Genomic DNA, 23,166 nt, shown 5'->3' on the forward strand with positions numbered 1-23,166 from the left:
GTCGTGTGACACTGTCACAATAAGGAGCATGACCAGCCACAGGCTGATGAGGAAGTACCATGACACCGAATACCGAACAGCTATTCCGGCGGCTGCAACAGTCCCGCTTTCGCAGCCGCTTTCACCTTGGCGCCAGCGAGCGCCAGTATTGTCTGGACAAAGGCGCAGAGACTATCCAGCGCCACGCGGCTGATTTTATCGCCCGGCGCCTGGCCCCGCAGGAGCCTGCGAACGACGGTAAACAAACCCCGATGCGCGGCCACCCGGTGTTTATTGCCCAGCACGCCACGGCGACCTGCTGTCGCGGCTGCCTGGCGAAGTGGCACGGGATCCCGGCCGGGGTGCCCCTGAGCCAGGAGCAGCAGGCCTATGTGGTGGGGGTGATTTTCCAGTGGCTGGTGCGGGAGATGAATGGCTGATAATTTTCCTGGCTGTTGATTATCTGTTGCAGATTCCCGTAACAGGTATCATTCCTGTTGTATAACGGTATATTTTACCGATCTTATGCTTCCCGGATCCTATCTTGTGCCGGGAAGTTACCATGTCTCTGACTGAACATCACCATCCTGCCTGTCCGCCATCTTCCGCAAACCAGGTGATTAGCGCACTGATTAGCGGCGTTCTGCGCCCGGGCTCCGTGTGGCAGCGGCGCGGCTACCGGATGAAATACCTGTGCCGCTCGGCACTTTACTGGCCCGCCACCCGTTATCTGATGGTGGGGATCGCGTGCGAGCCCTGGTTTCCCGCCATGCTGCATGCTCAGTCCAGCCTGCCGGGGAAAATTCACCGCCAGTATTTACACCGCGGCCTCTCTGCAATGGCGCGCGCCCGGGCGATAGTCAGCCACTACCGCTGGGTGACCCGCACCTGTAGCCCGCGCATCCGCCAGGCGCTGATGGCCGCAGAAGTGCAAACCCTGGTGGCGACAGAGGTAAAAAACGGCACCCGGCTGCGGATTTGCGCCTCTGCCGCCACCGGGGCGCAGCGGGAAGGGGAAAGCACCCTGTGGTGCTATTGTGATGACGTCGTCCTGGCGACCCTGACATTCAGCGTGGTGGAAGAGCGCGGTGAAGCGGTGGTGAAAATTGGCGGATTGCAGGGGGCGAAGAAAACCGTGCCCCATGAGGCCATCCGGCAGGCTACCCGGGCCTGCTACGGGCTGTTCCCCAAGCGGCTCCTGGTGGAAGCGCTGGGGCTGCTGGCGTGTCGCGAGGGGATTGCGCGCATTTACGCGGTGAACGACAGGGGCCATATTTTCCGCGCGCTGCGCTACCGGTTCAGTAAGGGGCGCAAGTTTTTTGCCAGCTATGACGCCTTCTGGGCGTCAATTAACGGGGTGGCGGTACACCGCTATTATTACCAGTTGCCGCTCAGCCAGCCGCGCAAAGCCATGGAAGATATCGCCAGTAAAAAACGTGCCGAATACCGTAACCGCTACCGGCTGCTGGACACGATAGCCGGACAGCTGAGCCAGTAACCTGCTACTGTGCGCTGGCGGCCAGCGCCTGGATCATGGCCTGTTTTGCCGTATCCAGGTGGCTGTGCAGCAGGGCGGCGGCCCGCTCGCGCTGCCCGGCTAACATGGCGCTCAGGATCATCATATGCTGGTCCACTGAGACGATATTCCGCTGTTGCAGATCCCGCTCATCCCACTGGTAGTGGAAGTGAAAAATCACCGAAATAATCTCCAGCGACTGGTCAAAGAAGATATTCTGCGAGGCGGAAAGCAGCAGGGCGTGGAATTCCCTGTCCAGCCCGGCGAACAGCCGGAAGTCACCGCCGATGGTGTTGCGCAACTGGCGGTGGCGGGCCAGTAAATCCCGGGCCTGAAGCCAGCGCGGATCGTCGCCGGGCAGTGCCATAAATTTTGCCAGTGCGTGGGTCTCCAGCAGCTCGCGCAGCTCAAACAGTTGCCCGGCCCAGTCGCTTTCAAAGGTTTTCATCCGCCAGCTGCCGCGCGCTTCGCTCTCTGTCAGCGAATAGCGGCTAAAACGCAGCAGAAATTCGCGCACCACCTGGGGGGCGGCACCGGTTTCCCGGGCAAGCTCCAGCTCGGTGAAGTGCTGGCCGGGGCGCAGTTTGCGCTGGTTTATCATTCCGTAAAACGCCTGCTCAACGTGCTGATACTGCTCCTCGTGGGGGAGGGCCTGAATGGCGGTCTGGCTGTGTATGTGGGGGGTAGCGCAGATAATATACTGGCGCCCCTGGCGGCGCAGGATCTGCTGCTCTACCAGATGTTCAAGAATATGGCGCACCGTTGTACGGCTGATGCTGAACGCCTCGGCCAGCGCGTTCTGGGACGGCAGGGGCGAGGTCAGATGCCCGCGGGCAATGCTGTCCAGAAACTGGTTGATGACACTGGTGCGCAGATGTCGTGGTCGGCTCATGGGGCTATTGTGGGCGCTTCGCCAGTTAAATACCAGTTAAGTACCAAATTTTTTGCATCCACTCACAATCTAATGTTCTGCTTCACCACTCTTTCCCCTGCCTGAGCGATAAACCCTGTAATAATTTATGGCAACGCTGGCGCGGTGATATTCACCCCGCCTCTTTTCAAAGGATCCCCCACCTGTGAAACAGCTTAATCGTAATGACTTCCCTGGCGCGCAGTATCCGGACCGTATTGTTCAGTTCGGTGAAGGCAACTTTTTACGCGCGTTTGTTGACTGGCAGATCGATCTGCTGAACGAACATACCGACCTGAACGCCGGTATCACTATTGTGCGCCCGATTGATACGGATTTTCCGCCGTCTCTGGACACCCAGGATGGTCTGTACACCACCATTATTCGCGGCCTGAATGATGAAGGCCAGGCGGTGAGTGAATCACGCCTGATCCGCTCCGTGAACCGCGAAATCAATATCTATAAGCAGTACGACGACTACCTCAAACTGGCCCATAACCCGGCGCTACGTTTTATCTTCTCAAATACCACGGAAGCGGGTATCGCCTACCACGCGGGGGATAAATTTGATGATGCCCCGGCCGTCAGCTACCCGGCCAAGCTGACCCGCCTGCTGTTTGAACGCTTCAGCCACTTTAACGGCGCGGCAGACAAGGGGCTGATTATTATCCCTTGCGAGCTTATCGATTATAACGGCGAGGCGCTGCGTGAGCTGGTGCTGCGCTACGCCCGGGAGTGGGCCCTGCCGGAAGCCTTCAGCCGCTGGCTGAATGACGCCAATACCTTCTGTTCAACCCTGGTTGACCGTATCGTTACCGGTTACCCGCGTGATGAAGCCGCCGCCCTGGAAGAGAGCCTGGGCTACCGCGACAGCTTCCTGGATACGGCGGAGCATTTTTATCTGTTTGTGATTCAGGGACCAAAATCCCTGGCTCAGGAGCTGCGCCTTGATAAGCTGGCGCTGAATGTGCTGATTGTTGACGACATCAAGCCTTATAAAGCGCGCAAAGTGGCGATCCTCAACGGTGCTCACACCGCCCTGGTGCCGGTGGCCTTCCTGGCCGGGCTGGATACGGTGGGCGAGGCGATGAACGACACCCGGATCTGCGCGTTTGTTGAGCAGGCCATCAGCGACGAAATTATCCCGGTTCTGGACTTGCCCCACGATGAGCTGGTCTCCTTTGCTCAGGCGGTTACCGGGCGTTTCCGTAACCCGTACATCCGCCATCAGCTGCTGTCTATCGCCCTGAACGGCATGACCAAATACCGCACCCGTATTCTGCCGCAGCTGCTGGCGTATCAGGCCCAGAACGGTCAATTGCCCAAGCGCCTGACATTTGCCCTGGCGGCGCTGATTGCGTTTTATCGCGGGATGCGCAACGGGGAAAGCTACCCGCTGCAGGATGACGCCCACTGGCTGGAGCGTTATGAAAGCCTGTGGAGCCGCTACAGCGACAAACAGATAACGCTGCGCTCACTGGTAGATACGGTACTTTCCGACAGCGCCCACTGGGAGCAGGATCTGACCAAAGTGCCGGAGCTGGTGGATACGGTTACCCGCGATCTGGATACCATCCTGACCAAAGGGATGCGCTTTGCGGTGACGCCACTGTGCTGATAACCCCACAGTAGCACGTTGATGAAGCCTCCGGAAACGGAGGCTTTTTTTTGGTGCGCCGGGCATGGCGCGTAGCGCCGTGACTGGCGCTGTCCTTTAGCTGTGGTGGATGAAGAACGACTAAGAGGTGAAAGTCCTCCATACACCCGGTGAGGGGAAGTGTTAGCGGAAGGCAAGGGTGTTCATCGTGAGGTGAAATCTGAAGGAAGCCGGAAGCAAAATGCTGGCCTGACGAACAGGAAGCGGTTGAGGCGGCATGGCAGGGAAAGTTAGGGCAAGAGATATAAATCCCATTCTGTGATCTGATAAACAAATCAAATTTTAGCGATTATAACGTAGTTATGTCTATTAAAATAGCCAGTAATACTGTTCGTTTTTTTCTGGTGAAATAAAAATGCAGCCATCATCAAATAACTTGATGAAATTAGCATTATTTATCTTATTTTATATTTAATGATATTTTTTATTTTTATAACTAAATGTTTTTAAACGTTATTTTTATTTAACTGATTCTGTAATGTTTTTGTTTTACAGGTGTTTATTATCGATTTTTTATGAATTGTCATAGCGCAATAGTCTGATGATTATTCTCTTGTTTTATTCTGCTTTATAACACTAAGGTGAGGCGACCATTTTTATATTGGTAATTTATTTGTGCCGGATACCTTTCACGGCAGTTGGCTGGCAATACTGAGCGGCCCCTGATTCAGGAGAGAGTGATGAACAGATTATGTTACCGCGTTGTGTTTAATCAGGCCCGCCAGATGCTGATGGTCGCCCCGGAGCTGGCGCGGATAACCGGCAGTCACCAGCCCCGGGGAGCCGGGGGCGGTATACCCCATCGCCGGCAGCCGGTGCGCCCGCTGGCGCTGATGCTCTGGCTGGCGATGGGGTGGGTCAGCGTGCCGGTCAGTGCCAGTACGGTTATCAGCGATCGCACAGCGCCTGGTCACCAGCGCCCGACGGTGCTGGAAACCCGTAACGGTATCCCGCAGATCAATATCCGTACCCCGGACAACCGGGGGCTTTCCCATAATAAATATACGCAGTTTGATATTGATTCGCGGGGGGCCGTACTCAACAACAGCCCCCGGGCGACCACCACCCGGCTGGCCGGGAGTGTCAGTGGTAACCCGTGGCTGGCAAAGGGCAGCGCACGGGTCATTCTCAATGAGGTGACCGGCCGATCCCCCAGCCAGCTTAACGGATTTATAGAAGTGGCGGGGCGGGAGGCGGACGTGATCATCGCCAGCCCCGCCGGGATCACCTGTAACGGCTGCGGGTTTATTAATGCCGCGGGCAGCACGCTGGCGGCGGGGCGCCCCGTAATGAATGCCGGGCAGCTCAGCGGGTTTGAGGTGGATAAAGGGCGCATCGCCATAGAAGGGCGCGGCCTTAATGGCAACGACCAGGCCTGGACCCGGCTGATTGCCCGGGCCGTTGAGGTTAATGCCCGTGTTCAGGCCCGGAGCCTGCAGGTGACAACCGGGCGCAATCAGACCCTGCCAGATGGCGCGGTCAGCCAGGTGGCCGCCGCAGACGATGCCGGTAAACCACGCTTCTCCCTGGATGTTTCCGCCCTGGGAGGAATGTATGCCGGGAAGATTGCACTCACCGGGACCGAAAAGGGTGTCGGGGTGCATAACGCCGGTGAAATAGGGGCTTTCCTGGGGGAGTTACAGCTCAGTGCCGACGGCAAACTGACCAACAAAGGCACGATGTACGCCAGCCAGAACCTGGAGCTACAGACCGCAGGGCTTACGAACCATGGCCTGCTGGGAAGTGACAGCGGGATACAGATAACGAATCGCGGCGATATGGCCAACAGCGGCATGCTGCGCGCAGCGGAGCAGGTGACGGTCAGTAACCGTGGCGCGCTGCGCAGCCAGGGGGAGCACCTCAGCCAGCGCGGGCTGCACATTACGGCAGATTCGCTGGATTTACGCGCCAGCCGCAGCCAGTCGGCCAGCGTGGTGCTCGCGGCCACGCAGGGCGACATCATTGCCGATGAAGCACACATCAGCGCACGACACCTGAGGGTTGCCACCCCGGGTGAGCTCTCGACACAGCGGGGTAAGGTCAGCGCGGAGCAGATCGGCATCAGCGCCGGAAAAGGGGTGAATAATGCCGGTGGCCTTATCGTGCAGTCCGGCGCCAGCGAGCTGGCGATAACCACACCCCACCTGAATAATCACGCCGGATCACTGACCAGCGCGGGCTCTGTGACACTGGTAACCGGGATGCTGATTAACCAGCACGGGGAGCTGGGATCACATACCGGTAATGTGAGTATCGAAACCGGGCATCTGGCCGGGACTGGCGGCACGATGATTGCGGCGCAGGCGCTGCGGATCTTTGGGGGGGACATTGTTCTGGATAACGCCTTTACCCGTGGCTGGCATATTGATCTTGCGGCCCGCAGCCTGGCACACCAGCAGGGGAAAATGCTGCAGACCGGGGGCGGCGATGCCCTGATCCGGGTGCGTGACGGCCTGAATAACCAGCAGGGCTATATTGTCAGCCTGGGCGGGCTAAAGGCCGAAGGCCAGGAGATTCATAATCAGCAGGGGGTGCTGTCGGCAACGGCGGGCGGGCTGTTCCTGCACGCGGGCCAGCGCTTTAACAATCAGGCCGGAAGAGCAGAAAGCGGCCGGGATCTCACCCTCACGGCCCGCGAGACAGATAACCGCAGCGGAATAATACAAAGTGCCGACGGTGGGGTTATCAGTGGCGGGCAGTTTGATAACAGCGGCGGAAAACTGCTGGCTGCCCGTGGGCCTCTGGTCGCCAGCCTCAGCGGTGGCATAGATAATCAGTCCGGTGTTATCGCCTCCGGCGGAAGTTTTGCGTTACGGGCCGGTGGCGTGAATAACCGGCGCGGGCTGATTCAGGCAGCAGATGCGCTGTTCATTGACAGTGGTAACGGGGCGCTGAATAACACCGACACCCTGGGAACCGGCACCGGTATTCGCGCCGGTGGGGTGCTGGAACTGCACAGCGGTGATACGGACAACCGCGACGGGCTGATTGGCGCAGGCACCTTACTCGCCCGGGCAGGGCGCTGGTATAACCAGGGCGGGGAAGTCATCAGCCGCCACAGCATGGCGCTGCATACCCGCGAATGGATGAATCAGTCAGGCCTGGTCAGTGCCCGGGGCGGCGAGCTGGAGATGCATGTGTCCGGCGGGCTGGATAACCAGCGCGGTACGCTGCAAAGTGGTCACGCGCTCCGGGTAAGCGCCGACCGGGCAGACAATACCGGCGGGCGCATGCTGGCTGCCGGTGGTGATATGGCTATCCGGGTTACCCGGGAGTTACATAACCTGAAAGGCACAATTGCCAGCCACGGCAATACCCTGCTGCGGGCCGCCATGCTGGATAATACTGACGGCACGATATTCACCGCTGCCGGTCGCCTTGTCGGGCAGATTGCCGGGCAATTACGCAATCACCACGGGGTGATCGAAAGCAAGGATGACACCGGGCTGAGCGCGGGTATGGTCGATAACCACGAGGGGGCTCTCCTGTCCGGCGGGGCGCTGCTGGTAAGCGCTGTGGATGCTCTGGAAAATCAGCACGGCGATATTGTCGCCGCCCGGGGGCTCAGACTGCTGGCGGAGACGCTCAACAACCAGGATGGCGTGATCCAGAGCCACAGTGAAGAGGCGAGCCTTGAGATTAACGGTGATATGACTAACCGCCAGGGCATGATTCTGGGAGAGGGCGTCAGCATCAGCAGCCAGCAACTGGATAACCGGGAAGGTTTACTTCAGGCCTCCCGCCAGCTCAGCATTGACACCCGGGGGCACAGCCTGCAAAACACCGGCAGCCAGACGCCAGACAGCGGGATCCGCAGCGGCGGGGCGCTCACACTCAGTGCGGGGGAACTGGTGAATCAGCAGGGGTTGGTTGCCAGTGCCGGGGTCATGGAACTGGCGGGTGATATCCGTAATACAGAAGGGCAAATCCTCAGCCACAGTGACCTGACTGTTCACGGGACGCAGTTAGTGAATCAGCAGGGGCAACTGGTGGCCGGGCGGGATCTGCAGGCCCGTATGGCAGAGCTGAACAATCAGGGCGGCAGCGTACTGGCTGTGGGCAGCGGCCTGCTGGCGGTGGCCCGTCTTATACAGAATACGGGGGGATTTATCCGGGCCGGTGAGTCACTGACACTGAGCAGTGAGCGGATCGAAAACCAGGAAACACGCACCCCTGGCAAAGGCATTGAAGCACAGCGCCTGCTGGTGAGTGCCGGAGCGCTCGATAACACCCGTGGCGCACTGCGGGCGGCGGCACAGCTCCGTGCGGAGGTGGCCGGGCGGCTGAATAATACCCTGGGGGTTATCTGGTCCCGGGGGACGATAACGCTGGGGCAGCCAGAGGCTGCGCTGCATCTGGTGAATGACCAGGGGGATGTGGTCGCTGTGGAGGATATGGCGCTGTTTCTGCGCGGGCTGGATGCGGTGGGCCGTATCACCAGCGCCGCCAGCGTTGCGCTGAAGATAACCGGTGCCCTGATCCAGAATGGCACCCTGGCGGCGGGGAAAGACCTTGAGATCCGCAGCGGTGATGTGACCAACAGCGGGCTGATACACGCCGGGCAGCGCCTGGTGCTGAACAGTGATGCGCTGGTCAACCAGCAGGCGGCGGAAATCAGTGCCGGGCAGGCATGGATCTCTGCCAGCCGCCTGCTGAACCTGGGGCTTCTGGATGGCGGGCTGGTCACGCTTATCACCCCCAGCCTGCATAACACCGGCAGCGGGCGGATTTACGGTGATGATGTGGTTATTGACGCCCGCCAGTTACTGAACGATATGTCTGAGGGGACGGCGGCGACCATTGCCGGGCGGCGTAGTGTTTCCATCGCCACTGAGCGGTTGCAAAACCGCGATCACGCGCTGATTTACAGCGAGGGCAGCCTGGTGGTGGGTAACCGGTGGGATGAGCATAGTGGTATCAGCGGCAGGGCTGCCAGCCTGGAAAACCACAGCGCCACCCTTGAGGCGACGGGGCCGGTAGTGCTGGCCGCCGGGGTGATCGATAACCGGGATATTTACCTGGCCGTGACCCGCGAACCACAGCCTGTCGGGGTCTCCGACTGGATTGATGAGTACCGGTACTGTGCAGGGGATCGCGAACGGGTCAGTTGCCATGGGGGAGATGGCCGGCGCTATGTGATGGAGCCAGACTGGATCAACGGCGAGCGCCGGGCACTGAATCCGGACGGTTCGTTACTGGATAACGGGCGCACAAAGCTGAGACTGGAAGGGGGAAAAAATATCCGCCGCCAGCGTTTCTTCCTGCCGGGGTTTGAGCCCTCCAAACACTTCTGGCAGTACCGTTACCAGGTGCATACTTCAGAAACCCGGGTTCTGCACCGGGATCCCGCACTGATCCGCAGCGGCGGCGATCTTATCCTGCAGGGGAACTTACAGAATCAGAACAGCAGGGTGGTAGCCGGAAACCGCCTGATGGCCCACGGGCAGGTTCACAATCTGGAAACGCAGGGGGAGCGCATCACCACCCAACAGGGGACGACAACCTCCTGGTTTAAGCGCGGGGACTGGCACACCAGCAGTGTCACGTTTGATTACCAGGGAGAGCAACGTCGCGAGATGTTCAGCCTGAACCTGATGCAGTTCACTGATCATGCCGGTGAACATGCCGGGCAGACTGTCGCCAGCCGGGAAGCGCACGGCAATCTGGCACAAATGCCTGCCGGCGGGCAGCAGAGTAGCGCAATACCGGAAAGCGGCCACGGCCCGCAACTGACAGATATTCCGCTGATATCGCCCAGCCATCATGATCCGGCCCTGGCGCAACTGGCCGGTAGTGAACCGCTCAGACCGGCAGAGATATCTGGCGGTACGCCCGTGGTTATTGATGATCAACCGCTGGTGGCGCGCACCGTCAGTGGCCCGGAAACCGTGCCGGACAGCAGCCTTTTTACCCTCAATGCAGGTACGGACAGCAGCTACCTGGTGGAAACCGATCCCCGTTTTACCCGCCAGAAAACCTGGCTCAGCAGTGGTGATATCTATAGCGCGGACCAGCTGAATAAACGGCTCGGGGACGGCTACTATGAGCAAAAGCGGGTTCGCGAGCAGCTGTTGCAGGCCACCGGACAGCGTTTTCTGGCGGGGTATCAGGATGATGAAACTCAGTACCGGGATTTGCTCAACCAGGGGCGGGCCTTTGCTGAGCGCTACGGGATAAAACCCGGCATCGCCCTGACGGCAGAGCAAATGGCACTGCTGACCAGCGACATCGTCTGGATGGTGAACCAGCCTGTCACCCTGCCGGATGGCTCGGTGGAAGTGGTGAGCGTGCCCCGGTTATATGTGCGGGTTAAGCCCGGTGATTTGCAGGGCAACGGCGCGCTGCTTTCCGGGCGGCAGGTGGTGATTAGCGGCGGTGAAGCGCTGGTAAACAGCGGCACAATCCGGGGGCAGGAGATGACCCGAATCCATGGGGATAATCTGCTGAACCAGGGTGTGATCTCCGGCGATCAGGTCACTATTCTGGCCCGCAATAACATTATTAATCAGGGCGGGCAATTACGGGCCACCGAGCGGCTGTGGCTTCAGGCCGGTAATGACATACTCAGCCAGACAGAAAGCCGCCAGCAGGGTAGTGAACGCTGGCTGGATCGCCAGGCCGGGATCTACGTGCAGGGAGAGCGCGGTGAGCTGCATCTTCAGGCCATGCGTGATATCCGGCTGGTGGCCAGCGAGGTTGATAACCGCGGGCAGGCCAGCCAGACCCGGTTACTGGCCGGGCGGGATCTGCATCTGGATTCCGCCACCGAAAGCCACAGCACTGACTACACGCTGAACCGTAAAAACTACGATCGCACGCACGAGACCCGGGAGCAGGGTAGCCGGATCAATGCCGGTGGCTCCCTGTGGATGAATGCCGCTCAGGATATGACGCTACACGCGGCGGAGATAGCCAGCGGGGGCCAGCTGACGGCGGTGGCCGGTCGTAACCTGCATCTGGAAAGTGGTGCCGACACCCGGGAACATGCCGGGCGGGCAAAATGGACCTCTGGCGGATTTCTTTCAAAGACGACCCGTGAACATCTCCGTGAGGAGTACCGGGTAACGGCGCGCAGCACCACCCTTTCCGGCGACAGTGTCAGCCTGCAGGCCGGGCAGGATTTACGGCTTGATGGCAGCCACGTGGCGGGCCGTGGGGATGTTTCACTGGTTGCCGGGCGAGATCTGACGCTGACCACAGCGGATGAAGCCTGGCACCAGAACGATATTCAGCGGCAGAAAAAGTCCGGCCTGACGGGGAATGGCGGCCTGGGCTTTAATGTGGGCTCCGCCAGCCAGAAGCTCACCCGGGATACGGACAGTAATATGAAAAAAGGCAGCGTGGTGGGCAGCAGCGCGGGGGATGTCAGCCTGACGGCCGGAAATACCGTCCGGGTTCACGGCAGTGATCTGGTGGCGGGGCGGGATTTATCCGTTACGGGGGCCGGTATTGCCATCACGGCGGCACAAAACAGCCACACCACCCTGACCCGGACAGAAAGCCACGCCAGCGGGTTTAGCCTGGCGTTGTCCGGCTCTGCCGGTAGCGGGGTGAATACCCTCGTACAGCAGGCCAGAGCCGCGGGGCGTGAGGAAGATCCGCGTCTGGCCGCGCTGCGCGGTATCCAGGCCGCACTGAACGCTGTGCGTACCGGCCAGGGGATCCTTCTGGATCAGGCAGGCAGCAGCCATAACTATATCGGGCTGAGCCTGAGCTACGGCAGCCAGCACTCCCGCGCTGAGCGTAAAACGGAGCAGCTGGTGGCCTCCGGCAGTTCGCTGACGGCGGGGCGGAATATGCTCCTGACGGCGACACAGGGCGATATTCTGGCCCGTGGCGCGACCCTGAATGCGGGCGGTGATGCATCGCTTTATGCCCGGCAGGATCTCCTGCTGGCATCCGCCACAGATAAGCAGACGGTAACCGGTAAAAACAAAAGCCAGGGCAGCAGCGCCGGGGGCAGTGTGTCTTCCGGGGGCGGCGCTGCCGGTGTCAGCGCAACGAATACCCGGCTGCACAGCCGTTATCAGGCGGTGCAGCAGCAGAGCGGTCTGTTTGCCGGTGAGGGGGGATTTGATATTACGGTGGGCAATCATACGCAACTGAACGGGGCGGTGATCGGCTCTGATGCCACGGCAGATAAAAACCGGCTGGAGACCGGCACGCTGGGGTTCAGCGATCTGCACAACCGTGCAGAATTTACGGCGCAGCAGCAGAGTGCCGGTATCAGTACCGGCGGCAGTCTGGGCGGGCTGTTTCTGGGCAATATGGCCAGTACCCTGCTGGCCGGGGTGAACCATCACGGCAATGCCGGTTCATCTACTCAGGCGGCGGTGTCTGAGGGGCAGATACTTATTCGTGATCCTGGTGCGCAGCAGCAGGATCTTAACCTGCTGAGCCGTGATGTGAGCGGGGCTCACCGGTCGCCGGGCCGGATCTTTGACGGCGCGGCAGAGCAGCGGCGGCTGCAGCAGGCGCAGTTGCTGGCGGAGACTGGTGTGCAGGCCGGAGATATCGCCCGGACTCAGGGGGAGATCAACGGGCTGAAAGCGGCGCAGGCGCAGTATCCCGGCTACACGCCGGAGCAGTTGCGTGATACGGCGATTTATAAAGCTGAGGTGCAGAAATACGGTACGGGCAGCGCTATCCAGCAGGGTATACAGGCGGCCACAGCGGCGATACAGGGGCTGGCAGGGGGGAACCTGGCTCAGGCGCTGACCGGGGCGGGGGCACCGTATCTGGCTTCTCAAATCCACCGGCTGGCACCGGACGAGGCCGCACGGGCGATGGCGCATGCGGTGGTGGGGGCGGTAACGGCGTATGCGGCAGGTAATCCGGCGCTGGCGGGGGCTACCGGCGCGGTCAGCGGGGAGCTGATGGCACAGTGGGTGATGAGCCAGCTGTATCCGGGCCGGGGGGTCAGTGAGCTGACAGAAACGGAGCGGCAGACGGTCAGCGTGCTGGGTACGCTGGCGGCGGGCCTGGCCGGAGGCGTTTCCGGAGGCGGTAGCGTATCTGCCCTGGCAGGGGCAGAGGCGGGAAGGAATGCGGCGGAGAATAATTTACTCGGCGGAAATGAAGAGACCCAGGCTACATGGATCCGCCAGCATGGGGTTGATATGGCGAGCTGTGCTGAGGCGCCGAGTTCTGCAAGTTGTCAGAAGGCGATGAATGAACGTGATGCTGTAGGGCTGGCATTGGCAACGGGTGGAGTGGCTTTATTACCAGGTGGAGCCCAGGCAATGTGGGGACTTGGAGCTGGCGCTAATGCAGGTATCAGCTATCTTGCGGATGGCACGATAGATCCGGCAAATACTGCCATTGCAGGTTGGGTGAACGTTATCAGTATGGGTAACGGACTGGTGGGTACAGTTGGCTGGAATGCTGCTGGTGGTGCGCTTGGTAACTGGCTGGGTGATAAGGATCCACTATCTGGAGCAATAACAAGTGGTGTCGGTGCTGGCTTTGGCTTACGGTATAGGTAAAGGGATTTCCTGGGGAGCAAACGCAGGGGTAAACTGGTGGAAAGGTGGGTGGGATCCGGAGTTCAACTCAACATTACAGAAATATACTGAAATAAAAGGTGATTTTGGGATTTCAAAAGAAATGACGCCAAGCAATATTCCTAGTTATTTCGGTGATTTAGGTGGTTCCGTCTTCTCTGAAGTCACCGGTAAAGGGATCGAAAAAATTTCATCTCCAGGCAGTAATGGAGATAAAAAATGATCAATATCCTTTTCGCTTTATTTTCAATTTTGGCGGGGATACATTTAGCTGAAATTGCATATGCTTTATTACTTACCATTGAATACGTGATGATTGGCAGTTTTAATTTTGAGCTAACATCAGCATGGCACTACCTGAAAATTGGGGCAGGAGGAGGTGGTATAATGGGAATTGGTATTGCTCTGCTTCGATATTTTGGGGTTAAAGGTTTTTAATAATTTGTTGCTGAGAATAATACGCTGGGAAGTGTGCTGGCGGCTGCAAATAAGTAAAATCCCGGTACGATAGCGAATTACAAATCCGGCACGCAGGAAGCAATCAAAGAAGCCTGTAGTGGAAATACACCGATATCCTGCCAGATGGCTGTGGCGGCGATGGGAAGCGTGATGGTATGGCCGCTACTGTCCGGCGCGGCAGCAACAACCAGCCTGATAGGTGCCGGAGCCAATGCAGGTGTGGGCCTGCTGATTAACGGTGAAGTAAATCCAAATGACGTTATTCTGGGTTACTGGACTGGTGCATTTACTGCGGGAACGGGGTTATGGGGGACAATCGGCGTGAATGCTGCCAGCGGAGTCACTTCCAGTTACCTGAAAGGAGACGACCTATTAAAAGGTGGTGTAATGAGTGGAGCGGCATCCGGGCTGGGTTATGGAGTTGGAAAGGTAGTTCAGGGGCAGTTTGATAAAGTTCTGAACTCAAACTGGAAGAATTGGGAGTGGGTTGATCTGGGGATGGGTATATCCAAACCTATGTCGTTAGAACCATTGCCTGGCACGATAGGTAATATTGGAGGCTCGGCATCCACAGAATATACAAATGATCGATTGGGTAAGTTTTTAAGTAATAAATCAGGAGACAAAAAATGATATCTTCTGAACAAAAAAAACTTTTATCCCTTTTGGCATATATGATAATTGGTAGTGCTGTTGCAGTTTTTACAACAATAATATTAATGTCATTGCTAGTAGATGTATATTTATATTTCACTATGGGAATGAGTTTTAATTTATACTTATATGATTTTAAGAAGCTTTTTCAGGTTAGCCTATTCTGTGGGTTTATAGGTGGTGGTGGATGCTGGTCACTATATTACCGGAATTATAGGAAGATGAAGTAGTAGATTAAATTCCGGTCCCTGGGCCGGAATTTTTGCCTCAAGGATAAGTGATTATATAAGAAACCCTGTAAAACGGACCATTAACGTGGGATCCGCGAGCCAGAAGCTCACTCGGGATACTGGACAGTAATATGAAAAAAGGCAGCGTGATGGGCAGCAGCGCGGGTGATGTCAGCCTGATGGTCGGAAATACCGTCCGGGTTCACGGCAGTGATCTGGTGGTGGGGCGGGATCTCACCCTTGCCAGCCAGCAGGACAGTGAGCGTTATGACAGCAGACAGCAGAGCCACAGTGCCGGGGGCAGTGTGTCTTCCGGGGGCGGCGCTGTCGGTGTCAGCGCAACGAATACCCGGCGGCACAGCCGTTATCAGGCCGTGCAGCAGCAGAGCGGTCTGTTTGCCGGTGAGGGGGGATTTGATATTACGGTGGGCAATCATACGCAACTGAACGGGGCGGTAATCGGCTCTGATGCCACGGCAGATAAAAACCGGCTGGAGACCGGCACGCTGGGGTTCAGCGATCTGCGCAACCGTGCAGAATTTACGGCGCAGCAGCAGAGTACCGGTATCAGTACCGGCGGCAGTCTGGGCGGGCTGTTTCTGGGCAATATGGCCAGTACCCTGCTGGCCGGGGTGAACCATCACGGCACTGCCGGTTCATCTACGCAGGCGGCGGTGTCTGAGGGGCAGATACTTATCCGGGATCCGGGTGCGCAGCAGCAGGATCTTAACCTGCTGAGCCGCGATGTGAGCGGGGCTCACCGGTCGCCGGGCCGGATCTTTGACGGCGCGGCAGAGCAGCGGCGGCTGCAGCAGGCGCAGTTGCTGGCGGAGACTGGTGTGCAGGCGGGAGATATCGCCCGGACTCAGGGGGAGATCAACGGGCTGAAAGCGGCGCAGGCGCAGTATCCCGGCTACACGCCGGAGCAGTTGCGTGATACGGCGATTTATAAAGCTGAGGTGCAGAAATACGGTACGGGCAGCGCTATCCAGCAGGGTATACAGGCGGCCACAGCGGCGATACAGGGTCTGGCAGGGGGGAACCTGGCTCAGGCGCTGACCGGGGCGGGGGCACCGTATCTGGCTTCTCAAATCCACCGGCTGGCACCGGACGAGGCCGCACGGGCGATGGCGCATGCGGTGGTGGGGGCGGTAACGGCGTATGCGGCAGGTAATCCGGCGCTGGCGGGGGCTACCGGCGCGGTCAGCGGGGAGCTGATGGCACAGTGGGTGATGAGCCAGCTGTATCCGGGCCGGGGGGTCAGTGAGCTGACAGAAACGGAGCGGCAGACGGTCAGCGTGCTGGGTACGCTGGCGGCGGGCCTGGCCGGAGGCGTTTCCGGAGGCGGTAGCGTATCTGCCCTGGCAGGGGCAGAGGCAGGAAGGAATGCGGCGGAGAATAACTCTCTGGCAAACGTATTAGCCGCCGCAAATAAAGCCAATCCGGGTACAGCGGAGAAATGGCAGGAACAACAGCAGGCCGCAATTAAGGAGGCCTGTAGTGGAAATACACCGGTATCCTGCCAGATGGCTGTGGCGGCGATGGGAAGCGTGATGGTATGGCCGCTACTGTCCGGCGCGGCAGCAACAACCAGCCTGATAGGTGCCGGAGCCAATGCAGGTGTAGGCCTGCTGATTAACGGTGAAGTAAATCCAAATGACGTTATTCTGGGTTACTGGACTGGTGCATTTACTGCGGGAACGGGGTTGTGGGGGACAATCGGCGTGAATGCTGTCAGCGGAGCCGCTTCCAGTTACCTGAAAGGAGACGATCCGTTGAAGGGCGGGGCAATGAGCGGTGTAGCTTCCGGAATCGGCTATGGTGCCGGTAAGGCTCTTCAGGGATCTTTGGATAACGTATTTAATCCTAACTGGAAGAACTGGGAATGGGTGGATATGGGAATGGGGGTATCTAAACCTTTACCAGTTAATCCGATGCCTGGAGTTGTGGGGAATATCTTTGGTTCTGGCACAACTGAAGCCTCGAATGATCAGGCAAGTAAATGGATTGAAGGCCATTCGGAGAGTAAGAAATGAGAAATAACAAGTTTAGATGGTTATTTATTTTCTTATATCTCAATTTGATATTAATGGTGATTTTTCCTTTATGGTTCATGCTCGTACAAATAGGAACAGAATTATTTTATTCCTTATATTACGCTGCAACGTTTAGTCTCTCGAATATTGCTTTTATAAAATCAGTTAAGGCCGGTATATTTTGTGGTGGCCTTGCAGGTTCTGGCTATTGGTGGATCTATTATCAGCGATACAGAAAAAACAGAAATAGATAGTACAAAAATCCCAGCCAACCGGCTGGGATTTAACCTTATGCCTAATCGAGCCGGAGGCGTTTCCGGAGGCGGCAGCGTATCTGCCCTGGCAGGGGCAGAGGCAGGAAGGAATGCAGCGGAGAATAACTCTCTGGCAAACGTATTAGCCGCCGCAAATAAAGCCAATCCGGGTACAGCGGAGAAATGGCAGGAACAACAGCAGGCCGCAATTAAAGAGGCCTGTAGTGGAAATACACCGGTATCCTGCCAGATGGCTGTGGCGGCGATGGGAAGCGTGATGGTATGGCCGCTACTGTCCGGTGCGGCAGCAACAACCAGCCTGATAGGTGCCGGAGCCAATGCAGGTGTGGGCCTGCTGATTAACGGTGAAGTAAATCCAAATGACGTTATTCTGGGTTACTGGACTGGTGCATTTACTGCGGGAACGGGGTTGTGGGGGACAATAGGCGTGAATGCTGTCAGCGGAGCCGCTTCCAGTTACCTGAAAGGAGACGATCCGTTGAAGGGCGGGGTAATGAGCGGCGTAGCTTCCGGAATCGGCTATGGTGCCGGTAAGGCTCTTCAGGGATCTTTGGATAACGTATTTAATCCTAACTGGAAGAACTGGGAATGGGTGGATATGGGAATGGGGGTATCTAAACCTTTACCAGTTAATCCGATGCCCGGTATGGCAGGAAACGTATTGGGTAGTGCGGCAACAGAAATTCTCAATGATCAGCTTGGTAAAGCAGCAGTAAATAGTAGTGGAGGTAATCAATAATGAGGGAAAAGCCTTGGTCTCTGATTTTGTTCTATTTGCTTGTTGCCTGCAATGTAGCAATGATTATAGCATTCTTATTTCTATATATTTTAATAAGAGTCTATATCCTACTTGCGTATCAAATTCCATTTGAGTTGGTTTGGGAAGATACATGGAAATACACCAAAGCCGCATCTTTCTCAGGAACATTGATAGCCCTGGGATGTTGGTGGATTTATTATCAGCACTACAGAAAAAACAGAAATAGATAGTGCAAAAAATGGCTGATTGATCTGGGGTTTTACTTTCGCCGGGAATATGGCGAACACGCTGCTGGAGGGAGGGCAATAAAGGACATGCGGAAGGGGCGACGCAGTCGGCGGTTAAAGCGGGGCTAAAATCTTTAACAATTTATGAAGAGGCTACAGGATCAGTCCTCTACTGGCAGCCCGGCATGAAATCTCTCAAGGTTAGGGATTAAAATGAATTTTAAAATGAGTTGGACACTGGACGAAACAGATGGTAATAAACAGATCCCACATTGGGATATGGTATTAAATGAGTTTAAACAAATTCAGGGAAAAAAAGGAACCCTTACTCTTGATATACTGAACAGTGGTGATAATAGCGCTGAAATGCTTCAGGTTAGAACGGAGAATGGTTATTACTTGATAACATTAGGTGAAATTGTCGAAGATGAATACCAAGTAAGAACGTACTGGGATTCATCTAAACCTGAGGTAATCCCCCCATTTTTAACGGAGGCGATAAGTAGAATCAGGTCATGCGTTGAATATGCTGCATTGGCGTGAAACCATTCAGTGCCATATTCGGACGCTCGTGATTATAAAACCATTGCCAGCGTGTGGCATAGTCCTGCAATTCGTCCAGTGATGTAAACAGGTGCTGTCCCAGCCAGTCATAACGTACAGTCCGGTTATATCGCTCAATATATGCATTTTGCTGAGGTTTTCCGGGTTGAATAAAACGCAGGGTGATATTCTGCTGAGCAGCCCATGACATCAGTATCTTGCCGGTATATTCTGGCCCATTATCACATCGTATTGCTGCTGGTTTACCTTTCCACTCAATCAGTTGTTCGAGTGTCCTCACCACACGATTTGCGGGAAGAGAAAAATCTACCTCAATGGCCAGCGCTTCACGATTAAAGTCATCGATAACATTCAGCAATCGGACGGAACGACCATCCGACAGTTGATCGTGCATGAAGTCCATCGACCAGCATTCATTGCGGCTTTCAGGCACCGCCAGCGGCTCGGGCTTATCCCGTTTCAGTCGTTTTTTCGGTTTAATTCGCCTGTTCAGCGACAACTCGCAATAAATCCGGTATACCCTTTTGTGATTGAACTTAAAGCCTTTTACGTTACGCAGGTACAAAAAGCACAGACCAAAACCCCAGTTGCGCTGACTGTCGGTGATACGGAGTAGCCAGTCAGCAATAACCGTGTTTTCTTCATTCAGTTGAGGCTGATAGCGATAGCAACTTTCGCTGACAACAAACAACTGGCAGGCAAAACGTATGCTGACGCTTCGGTGCCTGACCGCGTCCTGTGCCATCTGCTTTCGCTGCGATGGCTTCACCACTTTTTTGCCATAGCCTCCTGAATAATTTCGGCTTTGAGCCGTTCTTCGGCATACATCTTTTTCAGGCGGCGGTTTTCATCTTCCAGCTCTTTTAGTCGGGCCATCATGGATGCATCCATTCCGCCAAAGCGTGAACGCCACTTGTAGAAACTGGCATTGCTCATACCATGCTCGCGGCACAGTTCAGCAACTGGCGTTCCGGCCTCAGCCTGCTTGAGGATGGCCATGATCTGGCTGTCGGTAAAGCGTGATTTTTTCATAGAGATCTCCCCGGTTCAGATTACGAGAAAATTCTACCTATGAACACACCGGTTTTTCGGGGGGATTACCCTGATACAGGAGTGATGATTCTTGGAGATTACTGGCCAGAATCTCAACTTACAAAAGACTGTGAACTTATTGTAAAGATCTTAAAAGAGTTTTTTTATACTGGTAACGTATCAAAGGAGCTTCTTAATTAAAATATAAATCCAAGACTTCAGCATTCTAAGTGGTGCTATAGTTTGATTATATGATGGTGGCGCGATAGACCTTGTGGCACGGCAGAGCGGTAGCGTCTGTAGACTGGCCCCAAAACGCTTAACAGCACAAAAATCTTAGGCATAAAGTATAACCAGAAAGGTTGGTCTAAATGATGTCATCCTGGGGTACTGGACTGGTGCATTGACAGCAGGAACGGGGTTGTGGAGGACAATCGGCGTGAATGCTGCCAGCGGAGTCACTTCCAGTTACCTGAAAGGAGACGACCTATTAAAAGGTGGTGTAATGAGTGGAGCGGCATCCGGGCTGGGTTATGGAGTTGGAAAGGTAGTTCAGGGGCAGTTTGATAAAGTTCTGAACCCAAACTGGAAGAATTGGGAGTGGGTTGATCTGGGGATGGGTATATCCAAACCTATGTCGTTAGAACCATTGCCTGGCACGATAGGTAATATTGGAGGCTCGGCATCCACAGAATATACAAATGATCGATTGGGTAAGTTTTTAAGTAATAAATCAGGAGACAAAAAATGATATCTTCTGAACAAAAAAAACTTTTATCCCTTTTGGCATATATGATAATTGGTAGTGCTGTTGCAGTTTTTACAACAATAATATTAATGTCATTGCTAGTAGATGTATATTTATATTTTACTAAGGGAGTGAGTTTTAATTTATACTCATATGATTTTAAGAAACTTTTCCAGGTTAGCCTATTCTGTGGATTTATAGGTGGCGGTGGATGCTGGTCACTATATTACCGGAATTATAGGAAGATGAAGTAGTAGATTAAATTCCGGTCCCTGAGCCGGAATTTTTGCCTCAAGGATAAGTGATTATATAAGAAACCCTGTAAAACGAACCATTAACGTGGGATCCGCGAGCCAGAAGCTCACTCGGGATACTGGACAGTAATATGAAAAAAGGCAGCGTGATGGGCAGCAGCGCGGGTGATGTCAGCCTGATGGTCGGAAATACCGTCCGGGTTCACGGCAGTGATCTGGTGGTGGGGCGGGATCTCACCCTTGCCAGCCAGCAGGACAGTGAGCGTTATGACAGCAGACAGCAGAGCCACAGTGCCGGGGGCAGTGTGTCTTCCGGGGGCGGCGCTGCCGGTGTCAGCGCAACAAATACCCGGTTGCACAGCCGCTATCAGGCCGTGCAGCAGCAGAGCGGTCTGTTTGCCGGTGAGGGGGGATTTGATATTACGGTGGGCAATCATACGCAACTGAACGGGGCGGTAATCGGCTCTGATGCCACGGCAGATAAAAACCGGCTGGAGACCGGCACGCTGGGGTTCAGCGATCTGCGCAACCGTGCAGAATTTACGGCGCAGCAGCAGAGTGCCGGTATCAGTACCGGCGGCAGTCTGGGCGGGCTGTTTCTGGGCAATATGGCCAGTACCCTGCTGGCCGGGGTGAACCATCACGGCACTGCCGGTTCATCTACGCAGGCGGCGGTGTCTGAGGGGCAGATACTTATCCGGGATCCGGGGGCTCAGCAGCAGGATCTTAACCTGCTGAGCCGTGATGTGAGCGGGGCTCACCGGTCGCCGGGCCGGATCTTTGACGGTGCGGCAGAGCAGCGGCGGCTGCAGCAGGCGCAGTTGCTGGCGGAGACTGGTGTGCAGGCCGGAGATATCGCCCGGACTCAGGGGGAGATCAACGGGCTGAAAGCGGCGCAGGCGCAGTATCCCGGCTACACGCCGGAGCAGTTGCGTGATACGGCGATTTATAAAGCTGAGGTGCAGAAATACGGTACGGGCAGCGCTATCCAGCAGGGTATACAGGCGGCCACGGCAGCGATACAGGGGCTGGCAGGGGGGAACCTGGCTCAGGCGCTGACCGGGGCGGGGGCACCGTATCTGGCTTCTCAAATCCACCGGCTGGCACCGGACGAGGCCGCACGGGCGATGGCGCACGCGGTGGTGGGGGCGGTAACGGCGTATGCGGCGGGTAATCCGGCGCTGGCGGGGGCTACCGGCGCGGTCAGCGGGGAGCTGATGGCACAGTGGGTGATGAGCCAGCTGTATCCGGGCCGGGGGGGCAGTGAGCTGACAGAAACGGAGCGGCAGACGGTCAGCGTGCTGGGTACGCTGGCGGCGGGCCTGGCTGGAGGCGTTTCCGGAGGCGGCAGCGTATCTGCCCTGGCAGGGGCAGAGGCAGGAAGGAATGCGGTTGAGAATAACCTGCTGGGTGGCAGTGAATGGCTCCAGACGGAAAAAGCCAGGGAGCATGGTGCTGATGTTCTCTCTTGTAGTGATAATCCTTCCGGTGAAGCCTGTAAGCGGGGGCAGGCTGAAAATAAAGCTTATGCAGCCGCATTAGCGACAGGTAGCGTAGCCCTGTTACCGGGTGGCGCTCAAGCTATGTGGGGATTAGGTGCTGGGGCGAATGCAGGTATCAGTTATCTGGCGGATGGCACGATAGATCCGGCGAATGCAGTGATAGCGGGTTGGGTAAATGTTATCAGCATGGGCAATGGCCTGGTGGGTACCGTTGGTTGGAATGCGGCAGGTGGCGCACTGGGTAACTGGATTGATGACAAAGATCCACTGTCTGGTGCGCTCATCAATGGTGCTGGTTCTGGTATCGGCTATGGAATTGGTAAAGGGCTCTCATGGGGAGTTAATGCCGGGGCAAACTGGTGGAAAGGTGGTTGGGATCCGAAGTTTAATCCGACTTTGCAAAAGTATACTGAGATTAAAGGCGATTTTGGTATATCAAAAGAAGTAACACCCAGTAACATTCCTGGCAGTTTTGGCGACATAGGAGCGTCTTTCTCTTCCGAGTATGGTGGGAAAAAACTCGAACCAATCATTGAGGATAAATTGAAATGAAACCCTTCAATGAGAAAATATTAAACCTGCTGATTCTATTTATCGCCTGTATGCTGGGGATTGTGGTTAGTTTCCTGTGTATAGCCTTGTCTATAGACGTTTTAGTTTGGATGCTAACAGGATCTTTCGATTTGGCAAAGGCCGATATACTTAAAATTATTAAAATTGGTTGTGTGATTGGTACTTTCACTGGTGCTGTTTTTGTTATTGCCAGGCTATTTAAACTAAAAGGATTTTAGAGTGAAGATAGGATAAAATTGCATCCACAGAGCTGGGGTTGTTGCGGAGAATAATTTACTCGGCGCGAC

Annotated in this window: 14 protein-coding genes and 2 pseudogenes; 14 read left to right on the plus strand and 2 right to left on the minus strand. The window is 56.0% G+C overall.

Features of this window, described 5'->3' with window-relative positions; genetic code table 11:
• The first annotated feature begins 59 nt into the window (after positions 1 to 59).
• Positions 60 to 419: a DUF4186 domain-containing protein gene (locus tag EBL_RS08195; protein WP_002443252.1), complete on the plus strand. Its 360-nt coding sequence runs from the start codon at positions 60 to 62 to the stop codon at positions 417 to 419.
• A gap of 122 nt (positions 420 to 541) precedes the next feature.
• Positions 542 to 1,477: a VirK/YbjX family protein gene (locus EBL_RS08200; protein WP_002443254.1), complete on the plus strand. Its 936-nt coding sequence runs from the start codon at positions 542 to 544 to the stop codon at positions 1,475 to 1,477.
• A gap of 4 nt (positions 1,478 to 1,481) precedes the next feature.
• Here EBL_RS08200 and EBL_RS08205 read toward each other — a convergent pair whose 3' ends face one another.
• Positions 1,482 to 2,387 carry a GntR family transcriptional regulator gene (locus tag EBL_RS08205; protein WP_002443257.1) on the minus strand — a complete coding sequence of 302 codons (906 nt, stop codon included), beginning with the start codon at positions 2,385 to 2,387 and terminating at the stop codon, positions 1,482 to 1,484.
• Between the two features lie 184 nt (positions 2,388 to 2,571).
• Here EBL_RS08205 and EBL_RS08210 point away from each other — a divergent pair, with 184 nt between their 5' ends.
• From EBL_RS08210 to EBL_RS20540, 8 genes and pseudogenes are all read left to right on the plus strand, one after another.
• Positions 2,572 to 4,023 carry a tagaturonate reductase gene (locus EBL_RS08210; protein ID WP_002443259.1) on the plus strand — a complete coding sequence of 484 codons (1,452 nt, stop codon included), beginning with the start codon at positions 2,572 to 2,574 and terminating at the stop codon, positions 4,021 to 4,023.
• A 719-nt stretch (positions 4,024 to 4,742) separates the two neighbouring features.
• A pseudogene (locus EBL_RS20320) lies at positions 4,743 to 13,788 on the plus strand (two-partner secretion domain-containing protein).
• Positions 13,785 to 14,003: a hypothetical protein gene (locus EBL_RS19460; RefSeq protein ID WP_002445644.1), complete on the plus strand. Its 219-nt coding sequence runs from the start codon at positions 13,785 to 13,787 to the stop codon at positions 14,001 to 14,003. The pseudogene EBL_RS20320 and the gene EBL_RS19460 overlap by 4 nt, the downstream one beginning before the upstream one ends.
• A gap of 144 nt (positions 14,004 to 14,147) precedes the next feature.
• Positions 14,148 to 14,657 carry an adhesin gene (locus EBL_RS08220; protein WP_232001940.1) on the plus strand — a complete coding sequence of 170 codons (510 nt, stop codon included), beginning with the start codon at positions 14,148 to 14,150 and terminating at the stop codon, positions 14,655 to 14,657.
• 382 nt (positions 14,658 to 15,039) lie between these two features.
• Positions 15,040 to 16,944, plus strand: coding sequence for a VENN motif pre-toxin domain-containing protein (locus EBL_RS08230; RefSeq protein ID WP_014715974.1), 1,905 nt, complete (start codon positions 15,040 to 15,042; stop codon positions 16,942 to 16,944).
• 186 nt (positions 16,945 to 17,130) lie between these two features.
• Positions 17,131 to 17,958 carry a VENN motif pre-toxin domain-containing protein gene (locus tag EBL_RS08235; protein WP_415186321.1) on the plus strand — a complete coding sequence of 276 codons (828 nt, stop codon included), beginning with the start codon at positions 17,131 to 17,133 and terminating at the stop codon, positions 17,956 to 17,958.
• Positions 17,959 to 18,253: 295 nt separating this feature from the next.
• Positions 18,254 to 18,418, plus strand: coding sequence for a cytidine deaminase-like fold-containing protein (locus EBL_RS20935; RefSeq protein ID WP_420228062.1), 165 nt, complete (start codon positions 18,254 to 18,256; stop codon positions 18,416 to 18,418).
• A 13-nt stretch (positions 18,419 to 18,431) separates the two neighbouring features.
• On the plus strand, positions 18,432 to 18,749 hold the full coding sequence (locus tag EBL_RS20540; protein ID WP_014715976.1) for a DUF6911 family protein: 318 nt from the start codon (positions 18,432 to 18,434) through the stop codon (positions 18,747 to 18,749).
• Here EBL_RS20540 and EBL_RS08240 read toward each other — a convergent pair.
• A protein-coding gene (locus EBL_RS08240; protein WP_126298255.1) for an IS3 family transposase occupies positions 18,715 to 19,802 on the minus strand; the annotation gives its coding sequence in 2 pieces (ribosomal slippage) (positions 18,715 to 19,550 and positions 19,550 to 19,802; 1,089 coding nt in all). The two genes, EBL_RS20540 and EBL_RS08240, sit on opposite strands and share 35 nt — an antisense overlap.
• Before the next feature lie 39 nt (positions 19,803 to 19,841).
• On the opposite strand from EBL_RS08240, the gene EBL_RS20940 reads away from it, so the two are divergent.
• The 4 genes and pseudogenes from EBL_RS20940 (at position 19,842) to EBL_RS08255 (ending at position 23,097) form a co-directional block, all read left to right on the plus strand.
• Positions 19,842 to 20,003 carry a DUF6911 family protein gene (locus EBL_RS20940; RefSeq protein WP_014715977.1) on the plus strand — a complete coding sequence of 54 codons (162 nt, stop codon included), beginning with the start codon at positions 19,842 to 19,844 and terminating at the stop codon, positions 20,001 to 20,003.
• Between the two features lie 238 nt (positions 20,004 to 20,241).
• Positions 20,242 to 20,553 (plus strand): hypothetical protein, encoded by a 312-nt coding sequence (locus EBL_RS19830; protein ID WP_232001942.1) that lies wholly within the window; start codon positions 20,242 to 20,244, stop codon positions 20,551 to 20,553.
• A 382-nt stretch (positions 20,554 to 20,935) separates the two neighbouring features.
• A pseudogene (locus EBL_RS08250) lies at positions 20,936 to 22,858 on the plus strand (VENN motif pre-toxin domain-containing protein); the annotation flags it as partial.
• On the plus strand, positions 22,855 to 23,097 hold the full coding sequence (locus tag EBL_RS08255; RefSeq protein WP_002445625.1) for a hypothetical protein: 243 nt from the start codon (positions 22,855 to 22,857) through the stop codon (positions 23,095 to 23,097). The pseudogene EBL_RS08250 and the gene EBL_RS08255, both read left to right, overlap by 4 nt.
• Positions 23,098 to 23,166: the final 69 nt, after the last annotated feature.

It is taken from the genome of Shimwellia blattae DSM 4481 = NBRC 105725 (assembly GCF_000262305.1).
GTDB classification, from domain to species: domain Bacteria; phylum Pseudomonadota; class Gammaproteobacteria; order Enterobacterales; family Enterobacteriaceae; genus Shimwellia; species Shimwellia blattae.